General features: G+C 39.9%; 28 protein-coding genes. 6 read left to right on the top strand and 22 right to left on the bottom strand.

Annotated features, from left to right (window positions below; all coding sequences use genetic code 11):
- Nucleotides 1-40: 40 nt before the first annotated feature.
- Nucleotides 41-709: a DUF4397 domain-containing protein gene (locus BA79_RS13395; protein ID WP_035703291.1), complete on the top strand. Its 669-nt coding sequence runs from the start codon at nt 41-43 to the stop codon at nt 707-709.
- A gap of 188 nt (nt 710-897) precedes the next feature.
- Here BA79_RS13395 and ypmT read toward each other — a convergent pair whose 3' ends face one another.
- The 7 genes from ypmT to ilvA all read right to left on the bottom strand — a co-directional run bounded on the left by ypmT (nt 898) and on the right by ilvA (nt 5,726).
- Nucleotides 898-1,095 carry a protein YpmT gene (gene ypmT / locus BA79_RS13400; RefSeq protein ID WP_008346409.1) on the bottom strand — a complete coding sequence of 66 codons (198 nt, stop codon included), beginning with the start codon at nt 1,093-1,095 and terminating at the stop codon, nt 898-900.
- Nucleotides 1,096-1,119: 24 nt separating this feature from the next.
- Nucleotides 1,120-1,686, bottom strand: coding sequence for a YpmS family protein (locus tag BA79_RS13405; protein ID WP_007500787.1), 567 nt, complete (start codon nt 1,684-1,686; stop codon nt 1,120-1,122).
- Between the two features lie 9 nt (nt 1,687-1,695).
- Nucleotides 1,696-2,457: an SGNH/GDSL hydrolase family protein gene (locus tag BA79_RS13410; RefSeq protein ID WP_025207511.1), complete on the bottom strand. Its 762-nt coding sequence runs from the start codon at nt 2,455-2,457 to the stop codon at nt 1,696-1,698.
- 69 nt (nt 2,458-2,526) lie between these two features.
- Entirely contained in the window at nt 2,527-3,117 is a 591-nt protein-coding gene (locus tag BA79_RS13415; RefSeq protein WP_007500791.1) for a cytochrome c oxidase assembly protein, read from the bottom strand.
- Nucleotides 3,118-3,139: 22 nt separating this feature from the next.
- Nucleotides 3,140-3,982, bottom strand: coding sequence for a DegV family protein (locus tag BA79_RS13420; RefSeq protein ID WP_017359697.1), 843 nt, complete (start codon nt 3,980-3,982; stop codon nt 3,140-3,142).
- Nucleotides 3,983-4,169: 187 nt separating this feature from the next.
- The gene (locus tag BA79_RS13425; RefSeq protein WP_008346400.1) at nt 4,170-4,421 is read right to left on the bottom strand and encodes a YpmP family protein; all 252 of its coding nucleotides are present in this window, start codon (nt 4,419-4,421) and stop codon (nt 4,170-4,172) included.
- A 36-nt stretch (nt 4,422-4,457) separates the two neighbouring features.
- Complete coding sequence (ilvA, locus tag BA79_RS13430) at nt 4,458-5,726, bottom strand: threonine ammonia-lyase IlvA (RefSeq protein WP_008346398.1); 1,269 nt, start codon at nt 5,724-5,726, stop codon at nt 4,458-4,460.
- Nucleotides 5,727-5,906: 180 nt separating this feature from the next.
- Here ilvA and BA79_RS13435 point away from each other — a divergent pair, with 180 nt between their 5' ends.
- On the top strand, nt 5,907-6,875 hold the full coding sequence (locus BA79_RS13435; RefSeq protein WP_035703292.1) for a sigma 54-interacting transcriptional regulator: 969 nt from the start codon (nt 5,907-5,909) through the stop codon (nt 6,873-6,875).
- A 13-nt stretch (nt 6,876-6,888) separates the two neighbouring features.
- The gene (trhA, locus tag BA79_RS13440) at nt 6,889-7,524 is read left to right on the top strand and encodes a PAQR family membrane homeostasis protein TrhA (protein ID WP_008346394.1); all 636 of its coding nucleotides are present in this window, start codon (nt 6,889-6,891) and stop codon (nt 7,522-7,524) included.
- Between the two features lie 38 nt (nt 7,525-7,562).
- Here trhA and BA79_RS13445 read toward each other — a convergent pair whose 3' ends face one another.
- The 12 genes from BA79_RS13445 to BA79_RS13500 all read right to left on the bottom strand — a co-directional run bounded on the left by BA79_RS13445 (nt 7,563) and on the right by BA79_RS13500 (nt 18,421).
- On the bottom strand, nt 7,563-8,186 hold the full coding sequence (locus BA79_RS13445) for a lysophospholipid acyltransferase family protein (protein WP_035703293.1): 624 nt from the start codon (nt 8,184-8,186) through the stop codon (nt 7,563-7,565).
- Nucleotides 8,187-8,205: 19 nt separating this feature from the next.
- A complete protein-coding gene (gene folA, locus BA79_RS13450; RefSeq protein ID WP_017359700.1) occupies nt 8,206-8,694 on the bottom strand; it encodes a type 3 dihydrofolate reductase in 489 nt (162 codons plus the stop codon).
- On the bottom strand, nt 8,691-9,485 hold the full coding sequence (locus BA79_RS13455; protein WP_035703295.1) for a thymidylate synthase: 795 nt from the start codon (nt 9,483-9,485) through the stop codon (nt 8,691-8,693). Before BA79_RS13455 ends, folA begins: the two co-directional genes overlap by 4 nt.
- A gap of 103 nt (nt 9,486-9,588) precedes the next feature.
- The gene (locus tag BA79_RS13460) at nt 9,589-10,116 is read right to left on the bottom strand and encodes a phosphatidylglycerophosphatase A family protein (protein ID WP_008346387.1); all 528 of its coding nucleotides are present in this window, start codon (nt 10,114-10,116) and stop codon (nt 9,589-9,591) included.
- Between the two features lie 18 nt (nt 10,117-10,134).
- The gene (locus tag BA79_RS13465) at nt 10,135-10,752 is read right to left on the bottom strand and encodes a YpjP family protein (protein ID WP_007500816.1); all 618 of its coding nucleotides are present in this window, start codon (nt 10,750-10,752) and stop codon (nt 10,135-10,137) included.
- Nucleotides 10,753-11,018: 266 nt separating this feature from the next.
- On the bottom strand, nt 11,019-11,816 hold the full coding sequence (locus BA79_RS13470) for a class I SAM-dependent methyltransferase (protein WP_035703297.1): 798 nt from the start codon (nt 11,814-11,816) through the stop codon (nt 11,019-11,021).
- A 66-nt stretch (nt 11,817-11,882) separates the two neighbouring features.
- Complete coding sequence (locus BA79_RS13475; protein WP_008346384.1) at nt 11,883-12,317, bottom strand: BrxA/BrxB family bacilliredoxin; 435 nt, start codon at nt 12,315-12,317, stop codon at nt 11,883-11,885.
- A gap of 81 nt (nt 12,318-12,398) precedes the next feature.
- Nucleotides 12,399-14,075, bottom strand: coding sequence for a dihydroxy-acid dehydratase (gene ilvD / locus BA79_RS13480; RefSeq protein WP_007500822.1), 1,677 nt, complete (start codon nt 14,073-14,075; stop codon nt 12,399-12,401).
- 310 nt (nt 14,076-14,385) lie between these two features.
- Nucleotides 14,386-15,525, bottom strand: a complete 1,140-nt coding sequence (locus BA79_RS13485; protein WP_025207516.1) for a conserved virulence factor C family protein — start codon at nt 15,523-15,525, stop codon at nt 14,386-14,388.
- A gap of 30 nt (nt 15,526-15,555) precedes the next feature.
- Complete coding sequence (locus BA79_RS13490) at nt 15,556-16,179, bottom strand: HD domain-containing protein (RefSeq protein ID WP_035703300.1); 624 nt, start codon at nt 16,177-16,179, stop codon at nt 15,556-15,558.
- A 2-nt stretch (nt 16,180-16,181) separates the two neighbouring features.
- On the bottom strand, nt 16,182-16,664 hold the full coding sequence (locus tag BA79_RS13495; RefSeq protein WP_035703303.1) for a glutathione peroxidase: 483 nt from the start codon (nt 16,662-16,664) through the stop codon (nt 16,182-16,184).
- A gap of 74 nt (nt 16,665-16,738) precedes the next feature.
- A complete protein-coding gene (locus BA79_RS13500) occupies nt 16,739-18,421 on the bottom strand; it encodes a formate--tetrahydrofolate ligase (protein ID WP_035703306.1) in 1,683 nt (560 codons plus the stop codon).
- Between the two features lie 138 nt (nt 18,422-18,559).
- Here BA79_RS13500 and metA point away from each other — a divergent pair, with 138 nt between their 5' ends.
- Nucleotides 18,560-19,468, top strand: coding sequence for a homoserine O-acetyltransferase MetA (gene metA / locus BA79_RS13505; protein ID WP_035703308.1), 909 nt, complete (start codon nt 18,560-18,562; stop codon nt 19,466-19,468).
- Between the two features lie 228 nt (nt 19,469-19,696).
- Nucleotides 19,697-20,848: a diglucosyl diacylglycerol synthase gene (locus tag BA79_RS13510; RefSeq protein WP_007500831.1), complete on the top strand. Its 1,152-nt coding sequence runs from the start codon at nt 19,697-19,699 to the stop codon at nt 20,846-20,848.
- 35 nt (nt 20,849-20,883) lie between these two features.
- On the opposite strand, the gene BA79_RS13515 is transcribed toward BA79_RS13510, so the two are convergent.
- Nucleotides 20,884-21,585, bottom strand: coding sequence for an AIM24 family protein (locus BA79_RS13515; protein WP_007500832.1), 702 nt, complete (start codon nt 21,583-21,585; stop codon nt 20,884-20,886).
- 267 nt (nt 21,586-21,852) lie between these two features.
- On the opposite strand from BA79_RS13515, the gene cspD reads away from it, so the two are divergent.
- Nucleotides 21,853-22,053, top strand: coding sequence for a cold-shock protein CspD (gene cspD, locus BA79_RS13520; RefSeq protein ID WP_003215784.1), 201 nt, complete (start codon nt 21,853-21,855; stop codon nt 22,051-22,053).
- 51 nt (nt 22,054-22,104) lie between these two features.
- Here the strand turns inward: cspD and BA79_RS13525 are convergent, their stop codons facing one another.
- The gene (locus tag BA79_RS13525) at nt 22,105-22,287 is read right to left on the bottom strand and encodes a hypothetical protein (RefSeq protein ID WP_008346368.1); all 183 of its coding nucleotides are present in this window, start codon (nt 22,285-22,287) and stop codon (nt 22,105-22,107) included.
- A gap of 171 nt (nt 22,288-22,458) precedes the next feature.
- Entirely contained in the window at nt 22,459-22,641 is a 183-nt protein-coding gene (locus BA79_RS13530) for a zinc-finger domain-containing protein (protein ID WP_008346366.1), read from the bottom strand.

Below are 22,641 nucleotides of genomic sequence, written 5' to 3' on the forward strand. Positions count from 1 at the left end.
GCTACAAAAAACACATTGCAGAGAAAGAAGGGATAAAGACGTGCAGCAGCTCTACGAGATGAATCAATTTCTATATCGTCCATTAGCTACCTTTCCCCCATACCATCTGAGAAACACCATTTCCAAAGCTGTTATTCGATTATTTCACGCTGCACCGGATTTAAGTGAGCTTGCTGTATTTGTAAATCAGCAGCCAATCCAAAAAAAGCTGCCATACGGTCAGCTGTCTGCTTATATGGAATGGGATGAGGGTGTTTATGAGATAGAAGTATTCAAGCTGGCTACAAAAGAAAGAATTCTTTCTTCTCGTATGATGATTAATGGAAACGAGACTTACACGCTATGTATCACAGGAGCTCGTACCGGCTTTGCGCTGCTCACAGAAAAGCAAGACTCGCTGATTAAGCAAGAAGAGCTATCAGCACTCACGTTTATCCAGCTGTCACCAGACCTCCCTTTCATTGATATATATGAACGAGATCAAGGCATGTTATCAAAGGAGCTCGGATATGTGAACGGCACCCAAACCCACCACTTCTCTCCGAATAAGTATCACTTTGAATTAAAAGCTGCCGGTACTCAAAGTGTACTGCTAGATATTCCGAAAGTTCACCTGCAAACAAAGCGGGCCTATCTTATTTTACTTCATGGATTTGCAAACGGAGAGCCAGAGCTAATGGCAAAAGTCGTCTTGTCTCACCAAATGTAAAAAGAGCCTTTCCAAATGGAAAAGGCTCTCAGCGTGTAGACAAAGCCTCGCATTCGGTGTCAGTCCTGCGTGCCGGTGCTCACGAATGTCACATTCACTCTGCGCCAGTACTCGTCCTTCCTAGAATACAAAGGTTTTCTATTCCGCTGAAAAGAAGACAAACAGCCTTTCCAAATGGAAAAGGCTATTTACGAGACATCTTCAGCTTTTTCTTGTTTTTGAAAATCAAAAGCAAGAATCATGGTACCTAAAAATAATGCACAATAGGCGATATTTAAGTAAAACTGGTCGATATTTTCTGCTTTTAAATGAGAGGCAGCTGTCATGCCAAAGTATGCAGCAAATAAAAGCGACAGTAAACTAAAATATTGATAGACTCGCTTCATCGTTTCACTCCTGACTTACACGTTCTATTGCTTTGGGTGATAATATGAGAATTCAATTTCATCATTCTCAAGATCAATTTTATTCGCTTTGACATACATATCATTCGTCAGCGGCATTTCTGAAAGGCGCACTTCCACCGTTTTTTGGTCTGGTTTCACATGAACGAAATCAGGCAGTTCATAGAATTGACCCATGTAACTTAAAACAAAACTGATTGGGATGCTTAATTGTCCAATTGAAAAGTCATCTACTTTCAGCAGAACATCCCCGTTATCTTCAACAGTTGGTGTAAATGATACATTTGCATTAATCGTTGAAGAAAAAGCTTTGATTGCACCTGTTACTTTCACATCTTGGTCAATCGCAACATGAAAGTCGGGCATATCGCTTGATCCTTGGTTTTTCAAATAATCATTGACAAAGCTGGTGAGCGATTCTTTTGAACTAGAAATGTTAAAAGCATACTCGCTGTTCACTTCTTTTTTCGAAGCGGATTGATCGCTCGGCAGCAGCATAAAAATACCGCATACAAGAACAATTAATAGATTAATTGACAGTAAAATAAAAAATAAACTCTTCCATTTTTTCATCTTTTCACCCTATTCCTTCGGCAGTCCTTCTTTTTTCACTTCTGAGAATAAACGATTTGCCATAAGAGAGTACCCCTTTTGGTTTGGGTGGAAATCATCATCTGCCAGTAATTTTTCATCTTGATCATCTTCAAATAAATCTGCTACATCGATCATATCAGCATTGCCGTCTTTTTTTAGTTCTTTTTCGGCAGCAGCATTCCAGTCTTTGACGACCTCATCAATATCTCTCAGCTCAGACAAGCTGAACTTAAAAGGATTGTACATACTGACATACATGATCTTTGCATGGTCATTATGCTCTCTTAATTGAGCAAGAATGGTCTTAAAACGCTCTTCAAAAGGACCTTGCTCTTTTTGAAAAGGAGCAAATGTCAAGTTGAGCACATTTTGACGGACGACATGCATTAAGTCATTTCCGCCGATCGTAAAGAAAATATAATCAGCGTCTTTCAGTCCATCCTGCACTTTTTTTTCTTTTAATCTTTTTAATAAATCTACCGTTCTACTGCCTTTAATGGCATAGTTTTTTAATGTAACAGACTGTACACCGTCCACCGCTTCTATCTTGTCACGGGTGATGCCGGCATACCCTTTTTTATTTTGATCTCCGATTCCTTCTGTTAAGGAATCTCCAACCGCTGCGATCGTAATATGTTCTTTTACGTTTTGTGTGTCTTCTAGTTTATCCTTTATGCCAGCCTCTTGTGCGGAACATGCAGAAAGAACAAAAGCTAGAGACATCACAATCAAAATCAAACGAGCCTTCAAACGATGATGTCCCTCCTTTTTCTGATTAAAAAAGTGTATCATGTTTTCGCTCATTTGAACATCCTTATGCTAGCTTCGATTCAGTGTTTTGATGTCCTTGATGATTTCATCATATGGCGTATTTTGAACACCATCATAGTTTTTCATCACTTTTCCTTCTTGATCAACGAGGAAAAACAGAGATTGGTGTATCACTTGGTCTTCGTCTTCAGGTTTTTTCACAATCGTCTTAAAGCTTTTCATTGCAAATTTTTCAATCGCTGACTGCGAGTAACCAGTGAGAAAATCCCAATTTTTAAAGGATAATGGATATGCTTTTGCAAATTCCTTTAGCTTTTTCGGTGAATCCACCTCTGGATCGACGCTAAATGAAATAATGTGCGCATCCAATTTTTCTTCTTTTAACCGTTTTTGTAGCTCTGTCATATGTGCGGTCATCGGCGGGCAAATCGTTTCACAGCTTGTGAAAATAAAATCTGCCACCCAGACTTTCCCCTTTAAATCGTCGAGAGACACCTTTTGACCATCCTGGTTTTGATACTCAAACGGCTGGATTTGATAATTTAATGCATCCTTGATTTGTCCATTTGAACATGAGACTAAAAGAAGCACGCTTATAATCGTAAGCGCACCAAATAAGGCTCCCCTTTTTGTATACATGACCATTACATCCCCTTTTCAATCAATCGGTATAAAAAGTAAAGCCTATAGCGCCCTTACCAGTATGACAGGAAATAATCGGTGTTGTATAAGCGATGTCAACTAGTGCATCAGGTGTGTGATCAAGCAGTGCTGCTTTAAGCTTTTCTGCAAGTTCTAATGCGTCTGCATGTGCAATCCCAATGGCCTGAACGGTTTTCCCTTTCACCGCCTGTACATACTGTTTTGTCAAATAGCGGACAAGAGCGGAGTAACTTCTCACATTCGCTTCTGGTGTGTATATGCCGTCTGTTAAGCTGGCAATTGGTTTAATATGAAGAAGTGAACCGATCAGCGCCTTTCCTCTTCCAATTCGTCCACCTTTCACGAGATTTTCTAATGTATCGATTGTGACAAATAGCTTTGTTTTAAGACGAATTTTGTCCATTTCTTTGAGGATGTCATCACGGCTTGCCCCTTTTTTTGCAAGCTCTGCTGCTTTGGTGACTTGAAACCCTAAACCATAGGAAATAAAATTCGAATCAATGACAGTGATATTCCCGTCTACCATTTTAGAAGCGCTTTCAGCAGTTTGAACCGTACCACTCATCCCACCAGTTAAATGGATACTAATGACTTCGCTTCCATCTGCCGTCAGTTTTTCATATAATTCGACGAATTGACCGATCGCAGGTTGAGACGTTTTCGGCAGTTCCTCAGCGGCCTCCATTTTTTCAATAAATTCATCTGGCTGTATGTTCACTCGGTCAATATAATCAACCCCAGAAATGGAGATATTGAGCGGAATGACATGAATGGAAAGATCATTGATTTTTTCTTGCGGAAGGTCCACAGTTGAATCTGTTACAATTTTAATTTGTTTCACTATCGTCTCATCCTTGCTGTCTTAGTCTTTACATATGATATTACCTTATTTCGTGCATACTTGAAAACAACTGTCAGAACGTTTTTGAAATTGTCACATTTTCTTCTTTTCATGTAAAAAATCCTTGCCAAGATGAGTAGCCCCCATTTGAAAATGGCCGCTCACTCTCTTTGGCAAAGATTCCAATTTACGCATTGTGTTTTAGTGTAGGCTCTTGGTAGATCTGTTCATATGTGCTCCACTTGACGTTACGTTTCACATCCTCCCTGAAAGAGTACACATGCCTCTTTCCCTTAGATACATAGACTTTTTTCAAGAAAGCTTCAAGTCTAAAGGTGAGCATGAAACCATAGGATTCATCTCCCTTTAAAACAGGGACTTCTGTTACCTTGATCTGAGCTCCATCCATCCGTCTAAAACATATTGTTTTGAGCAGCACAAACGATCAATCCTCTTTTCCAATTATCTGTTAAGCCTAAATAAATAGGTGGAATAAATCTTGATCTTTATTCACTTCAACATAGTGGAAGCCTTTTTTATTCATTCGGTCAATCAGCGCTGCATAGTCATCTCTTTCTTTCAATTCGATCCCAACAAGCGCAGGTCCTTTGCTTCGGTTATTCTTTTTCGTATATTCAAAGCGTGAGATATCATCATTTGGCCCTAACACTTCATCCAAAAATTCCCTGAGAGCACCTGCTCTTTGCGGAAAATTAACGATGAAATAATGCTGGAGTCCTTCATAAATCATGGAGCGTTCCTTGATTTCTTGCATTCGGCCAATGTCATTATTGCCTCCGCTGACAATACAAACGACATTTTTCCCTTTAATCTCCTCACGATGTGCATCTAAAGCCGCGATCGGTAACGCACCCGCTGGCTCAGCTACAATGGCACATTGATTATACAGCTCTAAAATGGTTGTACATACTTTTCCTTCTGGTACAAGACTAATCTTATCGACAACAGACTGAAGCGATGTAAACGTCTTTTCGCCAATCCGCTGAACCGCTGCTCCATCTACAAACTTATCTATTGAATCAAGTGTGACAACCTCCCCTTTCTCGTGGGAAGCATGAAGTGAGGCGGCACCAAGCGGCTCGACTGCAATAATTTCTGTTTCTGGTGCGATATTTTTCATATACGTGCCAACGCCAGATAACAAACCTCCGCCCCCAACACTTGCAAATAAAAAGTGAGGCTCCACTTCGATATCATTTAATATTTCTACAGCAGTTGTTCCTTGTCCTGCCATGACATCTAAATCATCAAATGGATGAATAAATTCCCGCTTTTCCTTATCTCCGCATTTGACTGCTTCATGATACGAATCATCAAAGGTATCTCCGGTTAAGATAATGTCAACATATTCTTTTCCGAAAAGCTCCACTTGAGATACTTTTTGCCTTGGTGTGGTAGCAGGCATAAAAATTTTTCCGTGGATACCTAAATATTTGCAAGAATAGGCAACGCCTTGTGCGTGATTTCCTGCACTGGCACAAACAATGCCGTTTTCTAGTTTTTCTTTTGGCAACTGGCTCATTTTATTAAAAGCGCCTCTTAATTTAAAAGAACGAACAACCTGCAGGTCCTCTCTTTTTAAGTAGACATTACATTCATATCGTTCAGAAAGTCGCTCATTTTTTTGAAGTGGAGTATGAATCACTACATCCTTCAAATTTTGATGGGCTTTTAAGATGTCTTTCACTTGAATTAGCGTGTTTTCTTTGAGCAACGGTTTCATGTACAAGATCCTTTCTCTTTAACCTTATTTAATTTGTCATTATAACATGAATATTCAAAAAATAAACCAATAGATCATGGATCGGAGATAAATTTCATGAACTTTTTCGTTTTTCTATACATTTGTTCTAATTGGGTGTTATAATAAAACCAATTAGAACCAAAAGAAAGGAATCGCTCGATGACCACACATCCGTTTGCTAATATATATGGAGAACACCAAGATATAAAACACGCCATTCATTTGGCAAAACAATTCACGAAAAACGATCAGCCTGTGTTGATCACAGGTGAAATTGGAACAGGCAAATCACGCTTTGCAAAAGAAATGGCCCATTCATTTGCTGCGCAGGCTTCGATGAAACATATCTACTGCCCCATTGTAGATGAAGCGACTTTGCAGGAAGCATTTACTCATGCGGCAAATCATGTGCTTTATTTAGACGAAGTCAGCGCATTCAGTATTCCTATGCAGCATCAGGTCATTCGTTTTCTCGAAGATTCTCCTGCAACAAAAATCATTGCTTCTTCGTCTTTATCATTAGAGGCGATGAGCGTTTCATCCAGTTTTTTACCTGAGCTGTTTTATCGGCTCAATGTGCTTCATATCCCTCTCCCGCCCTTAGAAGATCGAAAAACAGATATTCCTATTTTAACCGCTGCTTTCTTTCAAGAACTGAACATGACGCCTGACATCGACTCAAGTGTGTGGGAAGTCTTACAGCAATATTCGTTTGAAGGGAATGTCCAGGAGCTCAAAAATATCGTTCATTATGCAGCAGCGATTCTCGAAGGGCAAACAGTTTTCTTGCATCACTTGCCACCTTTTGTATTATTACCTCAACAAACAGCTGGTAAAGGAAAAAAAGAAGAACACCAGCTCACGCTTATGGAGAAACAAGAATTTGTTTTCTTACTCGAAGCCATTAAGTCTCTAAATGAAAAAGGAGAAGCAGCCAGCAGACGTATCTTGTCTGAGTTAAGCAAACAAGGCGACATCCCGCTGACCCCTCAGCAAGTCAGGAGTCGATTAGATGATCTTGAGAAAAAAGCTTATGTGACGAAAGGGAAAGGCAGAGCTGGAACGAAGATTACACTTGAAGGTCTCTCATTTCTGAAGTCGCTTGATGGTTATATACCGGTTCAATAAAGGAGGACATCCATTGTTTACTGTAAAAGAAGAAATTGCCAACGCGATTACACATGGCATTGGCGTCATTTTATCCATTCCCGCCATTGTTTTTCTCGTTTTATTCGCTGTTCAATACGGCACTGTCACTGACATTATTAGCTTCTCGATATTTGGCGCGTCGATGCTACTGCTTTATTTAAGCTCTACTTTGCTTCATAGCATTCGGCACAAAAAAACAAAAGATGTATTTGAAATCCTTGACCACTCTGCGATTTATGTATTGATTGCTGGTACATATACGCCATTTTTGCTTGGCCCATTAAAAGGCGCACTTGGCTATACTCTTCTTGCAATCGTATGGGCTCTCGCTGCAGGCGGTATCGTCTTTAAGATCTTTTTCGTCAAACGGTTTATCATTGTATCCACCCTTGTTTATTTATTAATGGGCTGGATGATTATCATCGCAATTAAACCTCTGTACATTCAATTAACAGGAGCTGGATTCAGCCTCTTACTATTAGGCGGTATTTTGTATTCAGTCGGAACGATCTTTTATATTTGGCGGAAAATTCCCTATCATCATGCGATTTGGCACAGCTTTGTTCTCGGTGGAAGTGCATCCATGTTCTTCTGCATTCTATTTTATTGCGTCAACATCCCAGCATGATTAAAAAACCAGCATCCACATTCGGATGCTGGTTTTTTCTATGCGCGCTTTTGTGCGTAATCACTCATCTTGACCGGTGCTTTTATATGGATATCGACATTAACTGGACGAAGTCTTTTGACGATCTTCCCTGTTAAAAGACGGTCTGTGCCGCTTGTTTCAACCGGAACAAGTGAGCAGTTACATTCTTCAGCAAGCGTTTCTGCCATGACACGATACTGTTCAGAAAGCAACAGACTCTGGCCAGATAGAACTCTTTCTCTTGCTTCTTCTAATAACGCCTCATCAGATTGATTCTGCTTGATCACCGCCATCTTCTTCAACCATTGTTTTAAGATGGGATAGCGAAACAGATGCGGTTTTGCCATAAAAGCAAATGGCTTCTCTAAGTGACCAATCAGCAATGTCGTCGTCACTGGATGATGTGCTTCTGTGACATAAATAACAGGGCCATCTGGCAGCTTTTTTTGCTGATGAATGGTCATGACCGATCCTGATTGATCAATACACCCTCTGGCAAACCTTTTTGCATGCTCATGGATGAGATGCATTCGTTTCGTATAGGAAATGCGTGGATCCGTTAATTCATGATCATACAAATGCCTTATACTTTTAAAAAAGGATACAACAACATAAATCGTTAAAAACCAATAACGAAACAACCGTACTCCTCCTACTCACTTATCCTTCTTTTCTGTCATAGACGACAAATTCATAATTGTAGGGGTTCTTTTCGTCACGATGGCCTTTTTCACGTGATACAACCGTCCAATGATCTTCATCGTAATAAGGGAAGAAACGGTCGCCTTCAAATGAATGATGAATGTGCGTGATATATAGACGATCTGCGTATGGCATCATTTCCTCATACAGCTTAGACCCGCCAATGATCAATAATTCTTCCTCGGTCTTCGCAATGGTTAAAATATCATCGATTGAATGAACTACCTCGCATCCTTCAGCTTGAAAAGAAGAACTTGTGGTCAACACGATATTCCGGCGGTTAGGCAGTGCTCGTCCAATTGATTCAAACGTTTTTCTGCCCATGACAATGGTATGGCCACTTGTGACTTTTTTAAAATACGCTAAATCAGCGGGTAAATGCCAAGGCATTTGATTATCTTTGCCAATGACTCTGTCTTTTCCTGTCGCCACTATCATGGAAATCATACACTGACTTCTCCTTTAATATGCGGATGTGGATCATAGTTCTCAAGCACAAAATCATCAAACGTAAAATCAAAAATACTTTTGACATCTCTAGTGATGCGAAGCTGCGGAAGTGTGCGCTCCTCACGCTCTAACTGCATTTTGACCTGCGGAAGATGATTTTGATAAATATGAGCATCTCCTAGCGTATGAATAAACTCTCCTGGCTCAAGGTATGTCACTTTGGCAATCATCATCGTTAGTAGTGCATACGAAGCAATATTAAAAGGCACACCTAAAAAGATATCTGCCGAACGTTGATAGAGCTGGCACGATAATTTACCGTTTGATACGTAAAATTGAAACAAGCAATGACAAGGAGGCAGCGCCATCTGATCAATCTCTCCTGGATTCCACGCACTGACAATCAATCTTCTCGAATTAGGATGATTCTCAATATCATGGATCAGTCTGCTGATCTGATCTACTGTCTCTCCGTCTCCGCTCGCCCATGATCTCCACTGCGCACCATACACACGCCCTAGCTCTCCATTTTCATCTGCCCATTCATTCCAAATACGGACACCATTTTCTTGAAGATATTTGACATTTGTATCACCTTTTAAAAACCACAGTAACTCATGAATGATTGATTTCAGGTGTAATTTCTTTGTTGTTAATAAAGGAAACCCTTCCTGTAAATCAAATCTCATTTGGTAACCGAACGTGCTGATAGTGCCTGTTCCTGTTCTGTCACCTTTTTCATCCCCGTGCTGTAATACATGACGGCATAACTCTTTGTATTGTTTCATTTTTTTCATCCTTTATTTATGTTCTTGTTGTAGTTTACCTTATTTCTGCTTTTGTTGAAACCAAAAAAACATGTCTGCAAGATGAGCAGACATGTTTTTCTTTTTATGCTTGATTCACTCGATCCTGCTCTTCGTCCTTAATATCTTGGTGAGAGTGAGCTATGCGACTTGCTGCTGCGGCGGCAAGCGCAGCGACAAGGTCATCAAGGAAGGTGTGTACTTCACCAGGACGACCTTCATCTAATTCTCTAATAATACCAAATTTCTCTTTGTCTAGGTAACCGAAGTTGGTCAAACCGATTGATCCATATACATTGACAATGGAAAGCGGAATAATCTCATCAATTCCATATAGCGGTTCATCTGTTTCAACTAAATGCTGCAAAGGTTCTGGCAAAAGCTTTTTTTCTGCCAGCTGATCAAGCGCAAGTCCTGTCAAAACTGCGTGGACAATTTCCCTTTTATTCAGCACTTTTTCAACATTTTCAATGCAGACACTAAGTGGAAGATTTGGGTTGTATTTCTCTTGGAGTTTCAGCACAATGTGTGCAATATCTTCTATTTTCACTCCACGCTCGTTTAACATCTGTTTTGTAATGCGAACCATTTCGTTCATTGTATACTTTTTCAATTGGCATGACATCTCCTTCTAGTGGCTCATCCAGCTCGGCGGGGTGTTTTTATCCCAGTAAATATTACCGAGTTCATGATGCGTCTGGAATCCATCTTCTGCTGTATGGTAGTGAAAATTAAACCAATATCCGCTGTGAGGCGGCTGATCTCTCCTGACATGAAAACGAAGCAAATCTTCTCCAGTCTTTCTATTATAAATGTGGAAGATTTTTTCCCCATTTCCGCTTGAAGGTTGATCAGTTAAAACAACATCTTGAAATTTTTCGTCATCTTTGAAATTTGTTAAAAAGTCGGTTAACACTTGTTCAATTTTTGGTTGAATCTCTTCTCTATACTCGTCCTCAATGACAGGTGTGATTTTACGACCAAATTTGAGAAAGGATTGGTTTTCTGCACTTGATAGAACCTCTTGCTTATATTGCTCAAAGGGGTCTACCCGCTCTTTGTTGTCTTCTTGCGATAATTCCCAGCTGCGCGTATCATCTGATGTATCATAAACTGCTGTATAAGGTGCTTTATCAGATGAAGAAAGTTCAGATGGCTTGTCTGTCATCAAAGCCGATGGAGGAGAGATTAAACCAAAAGTCGCAATCGTAAAGAGTGCAACAAGCGTTTTTCTCATCCACATTTTCATGATATCTAATTCCTTCCATAAGTTATCATACTGCTATTCTAGCATATAATGAATTTTCAGTCATTCAATTTGGTCATTGAGTTGAGACTTTCTTTTTCATGATAAAACGTTTACAATGACAGTAACGACGACTAAAATTTGGGAGGAATGGATATGCTTGAAGGGTTTTTCATCACAGCTTCCTTGCTGACGTTATTTTATTTTGTCTATATGGAGATCACCGATTAAAAGCCCTGAAATAGGGCTTTTTTAATTGTTAAGAGTGATTAAAGTTTTGTTGATTTGTCTTCTTCTATTGAGATATATCCGTAATGGAATTGGGCGGTTTTACGTTTCATCACCTGAAATTGATAGGAATCAGTGGTAAATCGTGTGCTTTTCCAATGATCTTTTAAAACCACTCTTTTTCTAGCCACTCTCATTGCTTCTTTCACAGCGGTTTCATGGTCAAAATGATGCTCAGCTGCATGACGAAGCGGCATCATACTAGCAGACTCTTGTATGGTTTCTTCAAACATTGGGTCGAAATAGACGATATCATAGGATCGATCAGGGAGCTTCTTTAACTGCTCAATACTATCCCCGCTGATGACAGATATCCGTTTCATCGCTTCGTCTGCCTCTCTCACACCTGTTTCCCATGTGCTGAGTCCTTCTCGAACAAGCAATGCCGTCATTGGATTTTTTTCAATACCGGACACTTTTCCATTGGCTCCTGTAGCGCAGCTTGCGGTAATCGCATCAGATCCTAAGCCAAGCGTACAATCTAAAAAGGAATCGCCCGACTTTAATTGTGCTGCTTCTATTAATGGATCTTTTTCACCACGAAGGACCCGCTTCACCCTAAACATCGCTGAGCTTGGATGGAAAAAGAACTTTTCACCATTTGGCTGATACCATTCAAATCGTTCTTTCCCAACAACGAGTACATCCCCCCGCTTGATCGCAAGCTGTTTGACAGATTGTTTACGCCGCTCGATATACTCACCATGTAAGTCCTTTGCGAGGGCCTTTGCCGTTTCAATTGTTTGTTCATTTGCTCTAAAGCTTGTTGTAATGAGCATGTCGTTCCTCCATCATAATCAAGAAAAAATGCCCTGATTGGATCACAGGACATTTCAATATTTGTATTAGCAATGTTTTTCAAATGCAGATAAGACGTTCTTCATAATATCTTCCATTTCATGACCTTCAATTTCGTCACGCGGAATAAAATGAACGAGTTCATTTCCTTTTAAAAGTGCCATAGATGGAGAAGATGGCTCCTCACCTGTGAAGTATTCTCTCATTTTAGCCGTTGCTTCCCGGTCCTGACCAGCAAAGACCGTCACCATTCGATCTGGTGCTTTTTCTGCTTTCATGACAGCTTGAGTAGCAGCAGGGCGTGCTAAACCGGCAGCACATCCGCATACGGAATTGACGACAACAAATGTTGTTCCTTCTGCTTCCTGCATCGTTTTTTCTACTTCTTCTTCAGTCGTCAATTCTTGAAACCCTGCACTTGTCAGTTCTTGGCGCATTGGTACGACGAGCTGACGCATATATTCTTCATATGCCATTGACATAAAAAAGCCCCCTCTATAATCCTTATGTTGTGAATAAAGGATACTATAGAGAGAGCCAATTTTCAAATGATCAATTTCACATTAAATTTTCATGATTCCGCCTGTATTGGCTGATGTCACAAGTTTTGAGTATCTGGCAAGGTAACCTGTTTTTACTTTTGGCTCAAAGCCTTTCCAGTTTGCTTTTCTTTTTTCCCATTCTTCTTCCGGGACATCTACGCTTAAAATGCGTTTTTCGATATCAACAACGACATGATCACCATTTTCAACAAAGGCAAGCGGGCCGCCTTCTGCTGCCTCTGGAGAAACGTGTCCAATAGACAATCCGCGAGAAGCACCGGAGAATCGTCCGTCTGTAATTAAAGCAACCTTTGGACCAAGTCCCATTCCAACAATTTGTGAAGTTGGTGCAAGCATTTCAGGCATACCTGGACCGCCTTTAGGTCCTTCATAACGAATAATGACAACATGTCCTGCTTCTACTTTTCGATTAATGATTCCTTCAAGTGCTTCTTCTTGGGATTCAAATACGATCGCAGGTCCTTCATGACGTGTGATGCCGTCTTGTACACCGCCTGTTTTAATGATTGCTCCATCTGGCGCAAGGTTTCCAAATAAAACGGCTAAGCCGCCCTTTTCAGTAAATGGCTTGTCAATTGGATAAATGACGTTATAATCTTTTACCTCATGACCTGCAATGTTCTCGCCTAACGTTTTCGCTGTGACGGTCATGGTATCTAAATGAAGAGCCCCCTCTTTTTTGGACAATTCATTTAGTGCAGCAGTCACTCCGCCAGCTTCATGTAAATCTTCAATATATACATCTGAAGCTGGAGCAAGTTTCGATAAATGCGGCACTCGTTCTGCGACTTCATTGATACGCTCAAGTGAGTATTCAACGCCTGCTTCATTTGCAATCGCCAATGTATGAAGAACTGTATTGGTTGAACCACCAAGTGCCATATCTAAAGCAAATGCGTTATCAATCGCTTTTTCCGTGACAATATCACGTGGTTTAATGTCTTTTTTGATTAGCTCCATCAATTGTTTTGCTGACTTCTTCGCAAATTCTCTTCGTTCTGGTGAAGTCGCCAGAATGGTTCCATTTCCAGGAAGAGCAATCCCAAGCGCCTCTGCTAGACAGTTCATTGAGTTGGCTGTAAACATACCAGAGCAAGATCCGCATGTTGGACAGCCAAATTGCTCTAATTCATTTAATTCCTCTTCATTAATTTTCCCTGATTGGTATGCGCCTACGCCTTCAAAGACAGAAGAAAGAGAAATTTTTCTGCCATCACTTGTTCTCCCAGCTTCCATCGGTCCACCACTGACAAATACAGTTGGGATATTCACACGCATGGCAGCCATCATCATACCTGGCGTGATTTTATCACAGTTAGGAATACAAACCATGCCATCAAACCAGTGTGCAGACACCACGGTCTCTACTGAATCAGCAATGATTTCACGGCTTGGCAATGAATATCTCATCCCAATATGCCCCATCGCAATACCATCATCTACCCCGATTGTATTGAATTCAAATGGAACACCGCCAGCTTCACGAATGGCTTCTTTCACAATTTTTCCGAATTCCTGAAGATGGACATGCCCTGGGACAATATCAATATAGGAATTACATACGGCAATAAACGGCTTGCCAAAATCCTCATCTTTTACCCCAGCTGCTCTTAGTAAGCTTCGGTGAGGTGCTCTGTCAATTCCTTGTTTAATCATATTACTGCGAAGTTCTGCCATCTGTTTAAAAAGCCTCCTATACTACTAGTCTTGTTGACTGTATGATTTTGAGTTCATTTTATTTTACAAATTTTCTGTTTATTTAGCCACCTATAATAGATAGTGACTGATTTCTCTGCTGAAGCAAGTGCTCAGCAAGGATTGTGTCATAAAATCTGACCTCCAATATTCTATATTGGTACTACTATATAGAGTTTTTTCTCATATTTCAACAATATTCAAAATAATTTTTCTAAAAAAATTTTTCTGCCAATAAAAAAGCCATTTTCAGAAAACAAGCTGCCTTTTATTGGCAGCCTGCTCGTCTTTCTTATGATTCTGATGCATTTTTTCTACTTTCTGTCATTTGCTTCCACACAGAGCCTTTTGCTTCTTCTCCGTGCTCAATTCGTTCGATGGCCATTTTCACTTGAAGACTGACTTCAAATTCAGGGTCCTGCTCCGCTTCTTTTAAAGCTTCTAGTGCTGTTTCGTCACCTTCTTCATAAAGGAACATGGCCGCACGCCAGCGGACAAGCTTACTTGGGTCCTTTAAGGCTTGGATCATCGCTTCAATCGCACTAGGATCACCAAGATCTGAAATACAATCTCCAGCAGTTCTTCTAACCGTCACTGTTTTATCTTCAAGCCCTTTATACAAAATAGGCAAAATGTCTGGATCTTCAATCATGCCAGCATTCACAACAGCTTGTCTGCGAATCGATGTTTTTGGGTCCTCCATCGCTTTCATTAAAACAGGTATATCTTTTTTCTCTGGCTGCATTTGCTCTAAATGAGCAAAACGTTTCTTCCAATCTTCATCACGCAGCATCTCTTCTGTCACATCATATGCTTTTCGGTTCACTTGTTTATCTACAGCCTCTTGACCTTCCTTCACTGCCTCTGTTAAACGGGATAAACGCTCGTCGTCATATGCAGCTTGCAGCTCTTCTGTGACTTCTTGACCGATATCAGCAAATTCTCCAAAACGTACGCCATGTTCTTTCCACACACGTTCAAATACAACATTATCTGAACTGCTTCTTAGCTTTAAAATCGCTGCCTGGAAACGTTCAGGCATTCCAAATCGTTCTTCTCTTTCACCGTCTGTCAGCTTCACCTGCATCGGAATCCCATTAAACATTTGAACAAACACTTTGACTTCTCCAAATGTGTCATCACCTGACTGCGATTCTCCCTGAAGACCTTCTGTTTCTTGTCCAAAGGCTTCTCTGACTTGCTGTAAAATACCTTGCCAGTCAAATTTCGCATTGCGCTCAACCGCTAAGAAATCGGCTACATGGTAAACACCTTTTACACCTTCAATGGTTAAAATGCGCTTGATCATCTCTGGCGCTTCGTCTTTTTGATCTTTTTTGTAGTTATTGCTTTTACCGCCTGCAAGCGCTTCTGTCAAAATGACTTTCATTGTATTCGGGCTTGGCGTTGGTTCTATGGCAGTTATTTTCATCTATACATCCTCCTTACACACATAAAGACCCTACTCATCTGTAAGGCCGCATTCTTCTTTCCATGTCTTAATAAATAGACACATAAACTCATGCCGCTCATGAGCCAGCTGCTTTCCAGCACGTGTGTTCATCAAGTCTTTTAATTGAAGCAGCTTTTCTTGCATATGCAAAAGTACTGTGCCTTGGTGAGCACCCTCTGTATAGTGAGGCTCCCCTTTTGCACCTGCATATGTAAACACCCTTGCAATCCCAGTTGCACCTATCGCATCTAGCCGATCTGCATCTTGAACAATGGCCCCTTCTAATGTCACTGGCTTATGCTGCATATGCCGGTGACGAAAAGACATCGTTGTAATGATATCCATGATATAGCAAATATCTTGCGTGTCCACTTCCCACAAAAGGAGCTGCTGCTTGAGATCATGCGGTGAAAGCTTCCATTCACTAGACAGCTTGTCATCAATGACATCATGGACAATCGCTGCCATTTCAATGACAAAAAGCGACCCGCCCTCCTGTTGTGCAATATGGACGGCAAGCTGGCGCACACGATTGATATGAGCTTCATCGTGTCCAGTCGGTTCATTCTTTAGCTGTTTTGAAACAAAGGAGGCAGCTGCCTCCAATTGTTCTTGTTGCTTACTCGAATACATGCTTATTTCTCCAAGAGAGCGATAATGGAGCTTTCTAATTCTTTTGGTGGTGTTTTAGGAGAGAATCGTTCAGTCACTTCTCCGTTTTGGTCAACGATAAATTTTGTGAAATTCCATTTCACCGTTTTTGTACCAAGCACACCTTTCGCTTGACTCGTTAAGTATTTGAAAAGCGGATGCGCATTGTCACCATTAACATCTACTTTTGCAAACATCGGGAAGGTCACACCATAGTTTAACGAACAGAATTCTTGAATTGCTTCTTCCCCTTCTGGCTCTTGATTCATAAATTGATTGCACGGAAATCCTAAAATTTCAAGGCCCTTTTCATGATATTGATCGTATAACTCTTGTAATTGTTTAAATTGAGGGGTCAGTCCACATTTGCTCGCTGTGTTCACGATGATCAGTACTTTCCCTTTGTAATCTGCCATTGATTTTTCCTGACCGTTAATGGTCTTGACCTGAATATCATAAATTGACATCTCATAGCCTCCTAGGATTCACTTTTTCCTATCGTAACATGCTTCTTTTAGAAAATCGCTTTTTATGCTTTCTGCTAAAAGAGTCCAGTCACACTGCCGTCTTCTAATAAATCCATCTCAAGTGCCGCAGGTTTTTTAGGGAGACCTGGCATAGTCAGAATGCTTCCCGTTAGTGCAACGATAAAACCTGCTCCTACAGATGGTTTTAACTCTCGAATCGTAACGGTAAAGCCTTTTGGTCTGCCGATTAAAGCCGGATCATCCGATAGTGAATATTGCGTTTTTGCCATACAAACCGGCAAATGGGCCCAGCCATTTTTCTCAATTGCAGCTAGCTGCTTTCTTGCTTTTGATGTAAGGTTGACGCCGTCTGCACCATAAACCACTTTGGCGACTTTTAACAACTTTTCTTCAATGGAATCTTGCTCCTCATATAAATAAGAAAAGCTGTTTTCATTCTTTTCAATGAGTGTCGTGAGCTCTTCGGCAAGTGCTACGCCGCCAGCTCCCCCTTCTTCCCATACATTGACCGCTTTGACTGGATGTCCATTCGTTTCGCACCAGTTTTCTATTGCTTGAATTTCTTCTTTTGTATCGGTAATAAAACGGTTCACTGCAACGATATATGGTAGACCGAAGGCTTGCACTGTTTCAATATGCTTCTCTAAATTATGTATACCTTCTAATACAGCCTGTGCATTTGCTTCCTTGAGCTCTGTCTTCTGCATTCCGCCATGCATTTTTAGCGCCCTGACAGTTGCTACAATGACAACAGCGCCTGGTTTAAAATCACCGGCTCTTGTTTTGATGTGAAGAAATTTTTCCGCGCCGAGGTCTGCACCAAATCCCGCTTCTGTTACGACGTAATCTGCTAGTTTTGCCGCCATTTTTGTGGCAATTAAACTATTGCATCCATGTGCAATATTGGCAAAAGGACCACCATGAACAAGGGCTGGAGTTCCTTCAATCGTTTGAACAAGGTTTGGTTTCAGCGCATCTTTTAATAGCAAGGTTAATACGCCTTCATATCCTAGATTTCCAACTGTGACCGGTTCACCTTCTTGATTGTAGGCAACAACAATAGAAGAAAGACGTTTTTTTAGATCGTTTAAGTCGTCTGCTAAACAGAGGATGGCCATCATTTCGGATGCAACCGTAATATCAAATCCATCTTCTCTAGGGTACCCATTTAATTGACCGCCAAGTCCTACGACCACTTGTCTTAGAGCACGATCGTTTAAATCTAACACTCGTTTCCATACAATTCGGCGTGCATCGATCCCAAGCTCATTTCCGTGATGGATATGATTATCAATAAAAGCAGATAAAGCGTTATGTGCAGATGTAATCGCATGAAAATCCCCTGTGAAATGAAGATTGATTTCTTCCATAGGCAACACCTGTGAATATCCGCCGCCGGCTGCACCGCCTTTAATACCCATTGTGGGACCTAGTGAAGGTTCACGCATGGCAATGATCGCTTTTTTCCCAATTTTCTCGAAGGCTTGACCGAGGCCAACTGTTACGGTGGACTTCCCCTCACCTGCTGGCGTTGGGTTGATCGAAGTCACAAGAATCACATTTCCTTCTTTTTGTTCCTTTAAACGGTCAAAAATAGTCAAAGATATTTTCGCTTTTGTGAAACCATAGCATTCTAATTCTTCGTCATGTATTTGTAATTTTGCTGCGATGTCTTGAATCGGTCTCAGCTTTGCCTTTTGAGCAATGTCAATATCTGATAAATGCTTTGTGATCATGATTAATGGCCTCCTTTTTTGACAGAAACAGCTTTCTTTTTTGCTCTATTTTTCATTGTAACATAATTGAAACATTGAAATATCGCCAGAAAGTTCCTATAATGAAGTGAAATTAGCTTTGGTTCAGGGGGTGGCGAGTTGCCTATTAACATACCAGTTCATCTGCCGGCAAAACAAATACTAGAGAGCGAAAACATTTTCGTCATGGATGAGACAAGGGCATTCAAACAAGATATCCGTCCTTTGAATATCGTGATCTTAAACTTAATGCCAAAAAAAATACAAACTGAAACGCAGCTGCTGAGAATGCTCGGAAATTCTCCTTTGCAAGTGTATTTTACATTTTTGATTCCAAGTACACATACACCGAAGAATACATCGAGAGAGCATCTAGATGAATTTTATACGACCTTTGACTCGATTCGCCATAAAAAATTTGATGGCATGATCATTACAGGTGCACCAATTGAGCATTTAGCTTTCGAAGAAGTTTCCTATTGGAAAGAACTGCAGGACATTTTGGACTGGAGTAAAACGAATGTGACGTCTACTCTCCATATATGCTGGGGGGCACAGGCTGGTCTTTATCATCATTATGGCATTGAAAAAATCAAGCTTCCAGAGAAAAAATTCGGTGTCTTTGAACATCTTGTCAAAGAGAAAAAAGAAAGATTAGTAAGAGGTTTCGATGAAGTATACTATGTCCCACATTCTAGGCATACAGATATTAATACAGAACAATTAAAAAACACGCCGAATCTAAAAATATTGAGTACGTCTGAGGAAGCTGGTGTTTGTTTAATTGTTTCAGATGATGATAAACAAGTATTTTTAACTGGACATCCTGAATACGATACAGATACATTGAAGCAGGAATATGAAAGAGATTTGTTGAAACATGATACAGTCAAAAAACCCGTCCACTATTTCATAGAAGATGGAGACACATTAGTTCCAGTGAACCGCTGGAAAGCCCATGCTACTTTGATGTTTATGAATTGGCTTAATTACTATGTTTATCAAGAAACACCATATGTGTGGGAATAAAATAGACTGTAGTCTGATGATAAATGCTTAAAATGTGTTAAAATACAAATGGCTCTGTCTTCCATTATCAATTTAGTTTGTTTGTTTTTTAAAATTAGTTTAATTCTTTCGTAACGAATGATATGCTCTCGCTGTTTATATGTTATCTTTATGTATATGTAGACCTATGAGATTTATAGTTTTCGTACGAAGTTTTGTTGTTGTTGATTACATTTGAGGTGAATATTCTTGAATACCAATAAAAAAATATTAATCTTGACCGCAAATTATGGAAATGGACATATGCAGGTTGCAAAAACACTGTATGATGAATGCAAATCCCAAGGGTTTGAACATGTGATAGTTTCTAATTTGTATCAAGAATCAAATCCCATTGTGTCCGAAGTGACTCAATATTTATATTTAAAGAGCTTCTCCATTGGGAAACAATTTTATCGCTTGTTTTATTACGGTGTAGATAAAATTTACAACAAACGCAAATTTAACATTTATTTAAAGATGGGAAATAAGCGTCTTGATGAATTAATTCAATTACACAATCCGGATATCATCATCATTACATTCCCGATGATTGTTGTACCTGAATACCGAAACAAAACAGGTAAAGTCATTCCAACATTTAATGTGATGACAGACTTTTGTCTTCATAAAATTTGGGTACATGAAAACATTGACCGATACTATGTTGCAACCGATTATGTGAAACAAAAGCTAGTAGAAATCGGCACACATCCAAGCGATGTCAAGGTAACAGGCATTCCGATTAGACCACAATTTGAAGTAGACGTGCCTAAATCGATCATCTATAAAAAATATGGATTATCATCAGACAAAAAAGTCCTTCTCATTATGGCGGGTGCCCATGGTGTACTAAAAAATGTGAAGGAACTGTGTGAAGCACTACTTCTTGACAGTGAAGTACAAATTGTTGTTGTGTGCGGTAAGAATGCAGCGCTGAAGCAATCGCTTAGCGAACTTGAACAAGCACACCCAAATCAATTGAAGGCGCTTGGATATGTGGAACAAATTGATGAATTGTTCAGAGTAACGGACTGTATGATTACAAAACCGGGCGGGATTACATTAACAGAAGCAACAGCAATTGGTGTCCCAGTTATTCTTTACAAACCTGTTCCAGGACAAGAAAAAGAAAATGCTCTTTTCTTTGAAGATTACGGCGCTGCCATTGTCATCAACAGACACGAAGACATTTTAGAATCTGTCACTAACTTGCTGCAAGACGAAGAAAAATTAGAATCCATGAAACAAAACATCAAAAAATTACACTTAAAACAGTCTTCTCAAACCATTTTAGAAGATATCGTTGAACAATCAGATCTGATCATGAGCAACAAATCGTATGCTCAAGCATTATCATAAAAAGGTGCCCGTCATTGACGGACACCTTTTTTCTTTTAACCTTGATTCCCATTCGTTGTATACACTTCTTCAAACGGCTGCACGACAACAAAGCCACTTCCGCTAAACTTCATTTGAATGGACTCTCCGCTTCCCCTGCCAATAAACGTTTTGAACGATACATCTGTCACAAATTCAGTCTGCAAATCTCCTGACCATGCGACCGTCGCATTCGGATCTGTATAAACAGAATCACCTGGCTGAACAATCAGCGTCAGCGGTTCGTAATGACTTGTGATTGCAACAAGACCTGGTCCTTCAAGTTTGACATTAAATAATCCGCCTGCAAGCATGCCAGACACCTTTTTCATTAATTTAATATCCCACCGAACAGACGGTTCAAATGCGAGCAAGTCGTTTCCATTAACGAAAATAGACTCCCCTTGAGCCAATCGAAGAATCGAGATTTTTTTCCCTTGGTCTGCTACATATAATTTCCCATCACCTGTGGCCTTCATCAAAGAGGTTCCTTCTCCTGATAACATTTTTTTGAACATCTTTGAGACACCGTGTTCAAACACACCTTCACGTTCAAACTTTATTTTCCCGCGATATGAAACCATGGAGCCTGTTTTTGCCCAAATGGTATCTGTTAAATTAATTTCTAACAATCTTGGTGTTTCAAGTTCAAAGACCCCTTCACCTTTGTCTTCTTGCTGCGTATTCTGAACAAACTCCTCAATTGTGTAACGATTCATGACGCACCTCTTTCTGTATTTTTACTATATACGGACAAGTTATACGTTAGGTTTCATGAGATTAGGACGTTTTATAGATAAATGTCATTCACTAAAAAAACAAAAAAATCAAACATTCTGCTCAAAATTTGGCTTGCCTGCTTGACGCTTTACTTTTGATGGTGTATAGTGGAACCATCATTTAACAACTTCTTAAGTCGTTAGGTGATGAAAAATTTTTTTTAGTATGCCAAAAGGTGTGCTACAGTACTAGGAGGAAAAAGCAATATGCAAAACGGTAAAGTAAAATGGTTCAATAATGAAAAAGGTTTCGGCTTCATTGAAGTTGAAGGCGGAGACGACGTATTCGTTCACTTCACAGCTATCGAAGGTGACGGTTACAAATCTCTAGAAGAAGGACAAGAAGTTTCTTTTGAAATCGTTGAAGGTAATCGTGGACCTCAAGCTGCAAACGTAACAAAAATCTAATCAACTCAATCAATGATGAAACGACAAAATAAAGAGAGGCGTATGCCTCTCTTATTTGATTTTCAGCTGAATTTCAATCGCTAAAATATTTTGCTTTAATCTTTGTTCAATTTCAGAGATATCTTTTTCGAGAAAAGGTCTTCCCTTCTTTGCAACATCTACCAGTTGCTCTAGATCACTGTACACCTCTTGAAATGTCCGATGTAATACCGTTTCAAAATCCTTATTATCCATGCCGGCCTTCCCCTTTTCCTCTATTATCCGTCACTTAGTCAAAAAGTAACTCAACCAAAACTTTCTATAGTTATATCGGCTCATTTTTCAGAATATGTTCTTTTTTTACACATTCTATTCGTTTTTTTTCGTGAGCGTATGATACATCTAGGGGAAAACCGGAGTGTACGCTTATTTTTTTAGTAATTCATTCCCGTATTGTTTGATCTTCTCTCCTACCGTGCATTGCTGAATACAAAAGGAGTGCGCGTATTTTTTACCAAATTCTTTACGAAAGTGCTTCTTAATCAAACAATCTGAACAATACGTGTCTTGAAGATCTGTTAATTCTTTTACTGCTGTTTTTTTATCCAC

Source organism: Bacillus altitudinis 41KF2b, from assembly GCF_000691145.1.
GTDB lineage: Bacteria > Bacillota > Bacilli > Bacillales > Bacillaceae > Bacillus > Bacillus altitudinis.

Coding starts and splice junctions, on each gene's coding strand:
- BA79_RS13490 (WP_035703300.1), bottom strand. CDS start 16,179: ATGTATTCGAGTAAGCAACAAGAACAATTGGAGGCAGCTGCCTCCTTT.
- ypmT (WP_008346409.1), bottom strand. CDS start 1,095: ATGAAGCGAGTCTATCAATATTTTAGTTTACTGTCGCTTTTATTTGCT.
- cspD (WP_003215784.1), top strand. CDS start 21,853: ATGCAAAACGGTAAAGTAAAATGGTTCAATAATGAAAAAGGTTTCGGC.
- BA79_RS13470 (WP_035703297.1), bottom strand. CDS start 11,816: ATGCTCATTACAACAAGCTTTAGAGCAAATGAACAAACAATTGAAACG.
- BA79_RS13485 (WP_025207516.1), bottom strand. CDS start 15,525: ATGAAAATAACTGCCATAGAACCAACGCCAAGCCCGAATACAATGAAA.
- BA79_RS13465 (WP_007500816.1), bottom strand. CDS start 10,752: ATGAAAATGTGGATGAGAAAAACGCTTGTTGCACTCTTTACGATTGCG.
- BA79_RS13435 (WP_035703292.1), top strand. CDS start 5,907: ATGACCACACATCCGTTTGCTAATATATATGGAGAACACCAAGATATA.
- BA79_RS13525 (WP_008346368.1), bottom strand. CDS start 22,287: ATGGATAATAAGGATTTTGAAACGGTATTACATCGGACATTTCAAGAG.
- ilvD (WP_007500822.1), bottom strand. CDS start 14,075: ATGGCAGAACTTCGCAGTAATATGATTAAACAAGGAATTGACAGAGCA.
- ilvA (WP_008346398.1), bottom strand. CDS start 5,726: ATGAAACCGTTGCTCAAAGAAAACACGCTAATTCAAGTGAAAGACATC.
- BA79_RS13475 (WP_008346384.1), bottom strand. CDS start 12,317: ATGTCAATGGCATATGAAGAATATATGCGTCAGCTCGTCGTACCAATG.
- folA (WP_017359700.1), bottom strand. CDS start 8,694: ATGATTTCCATGATAGTGGCGACAGGAAAAGACAGAGTCATTGGCAAA.
- BA79_RS13500 (WP_035703306.1), bottom strand. CDS start 18,421: ATGATCACAAAGCATTTATCAGATATTGACATTGCTCAAAAGGCAAAG.
- BA79_RS13415 (WP_007500791.1), bottom strand. CDS start 3,117: ATGTATACAAAAAGGGGAGCCTTATTTGGTGCGCTTACGATTATAAGC.
- BA79_RS13515 (WP_007500832.1), bottom strand. CDS start 21,585: ATGAATCGTTACACAATTGAGGAGTTTGTTCAGAATACGCAGCAAGAA.
- BA79_RS13495 (WP_035703303.1), bottom strand. CDS start 16,664: ATGTCAATTTATGATATTCAGGTCAAGACCATTAACGGTCAGGAAAAA.
- BA79_RS13405 (WP_007500787.1), bottom strand. CDS start 1,686: ATGAAAAAATGGAAGAGTTTATTTTTTATTTTACTGTCAATTAATCTA.
- BA79_RS13455 (WP_035703295.1), bottom strand. CDS start 9,485: ATGAAACAATACAAAGAGTTATGCCGTCATGTATTACAGCACGGGGAT.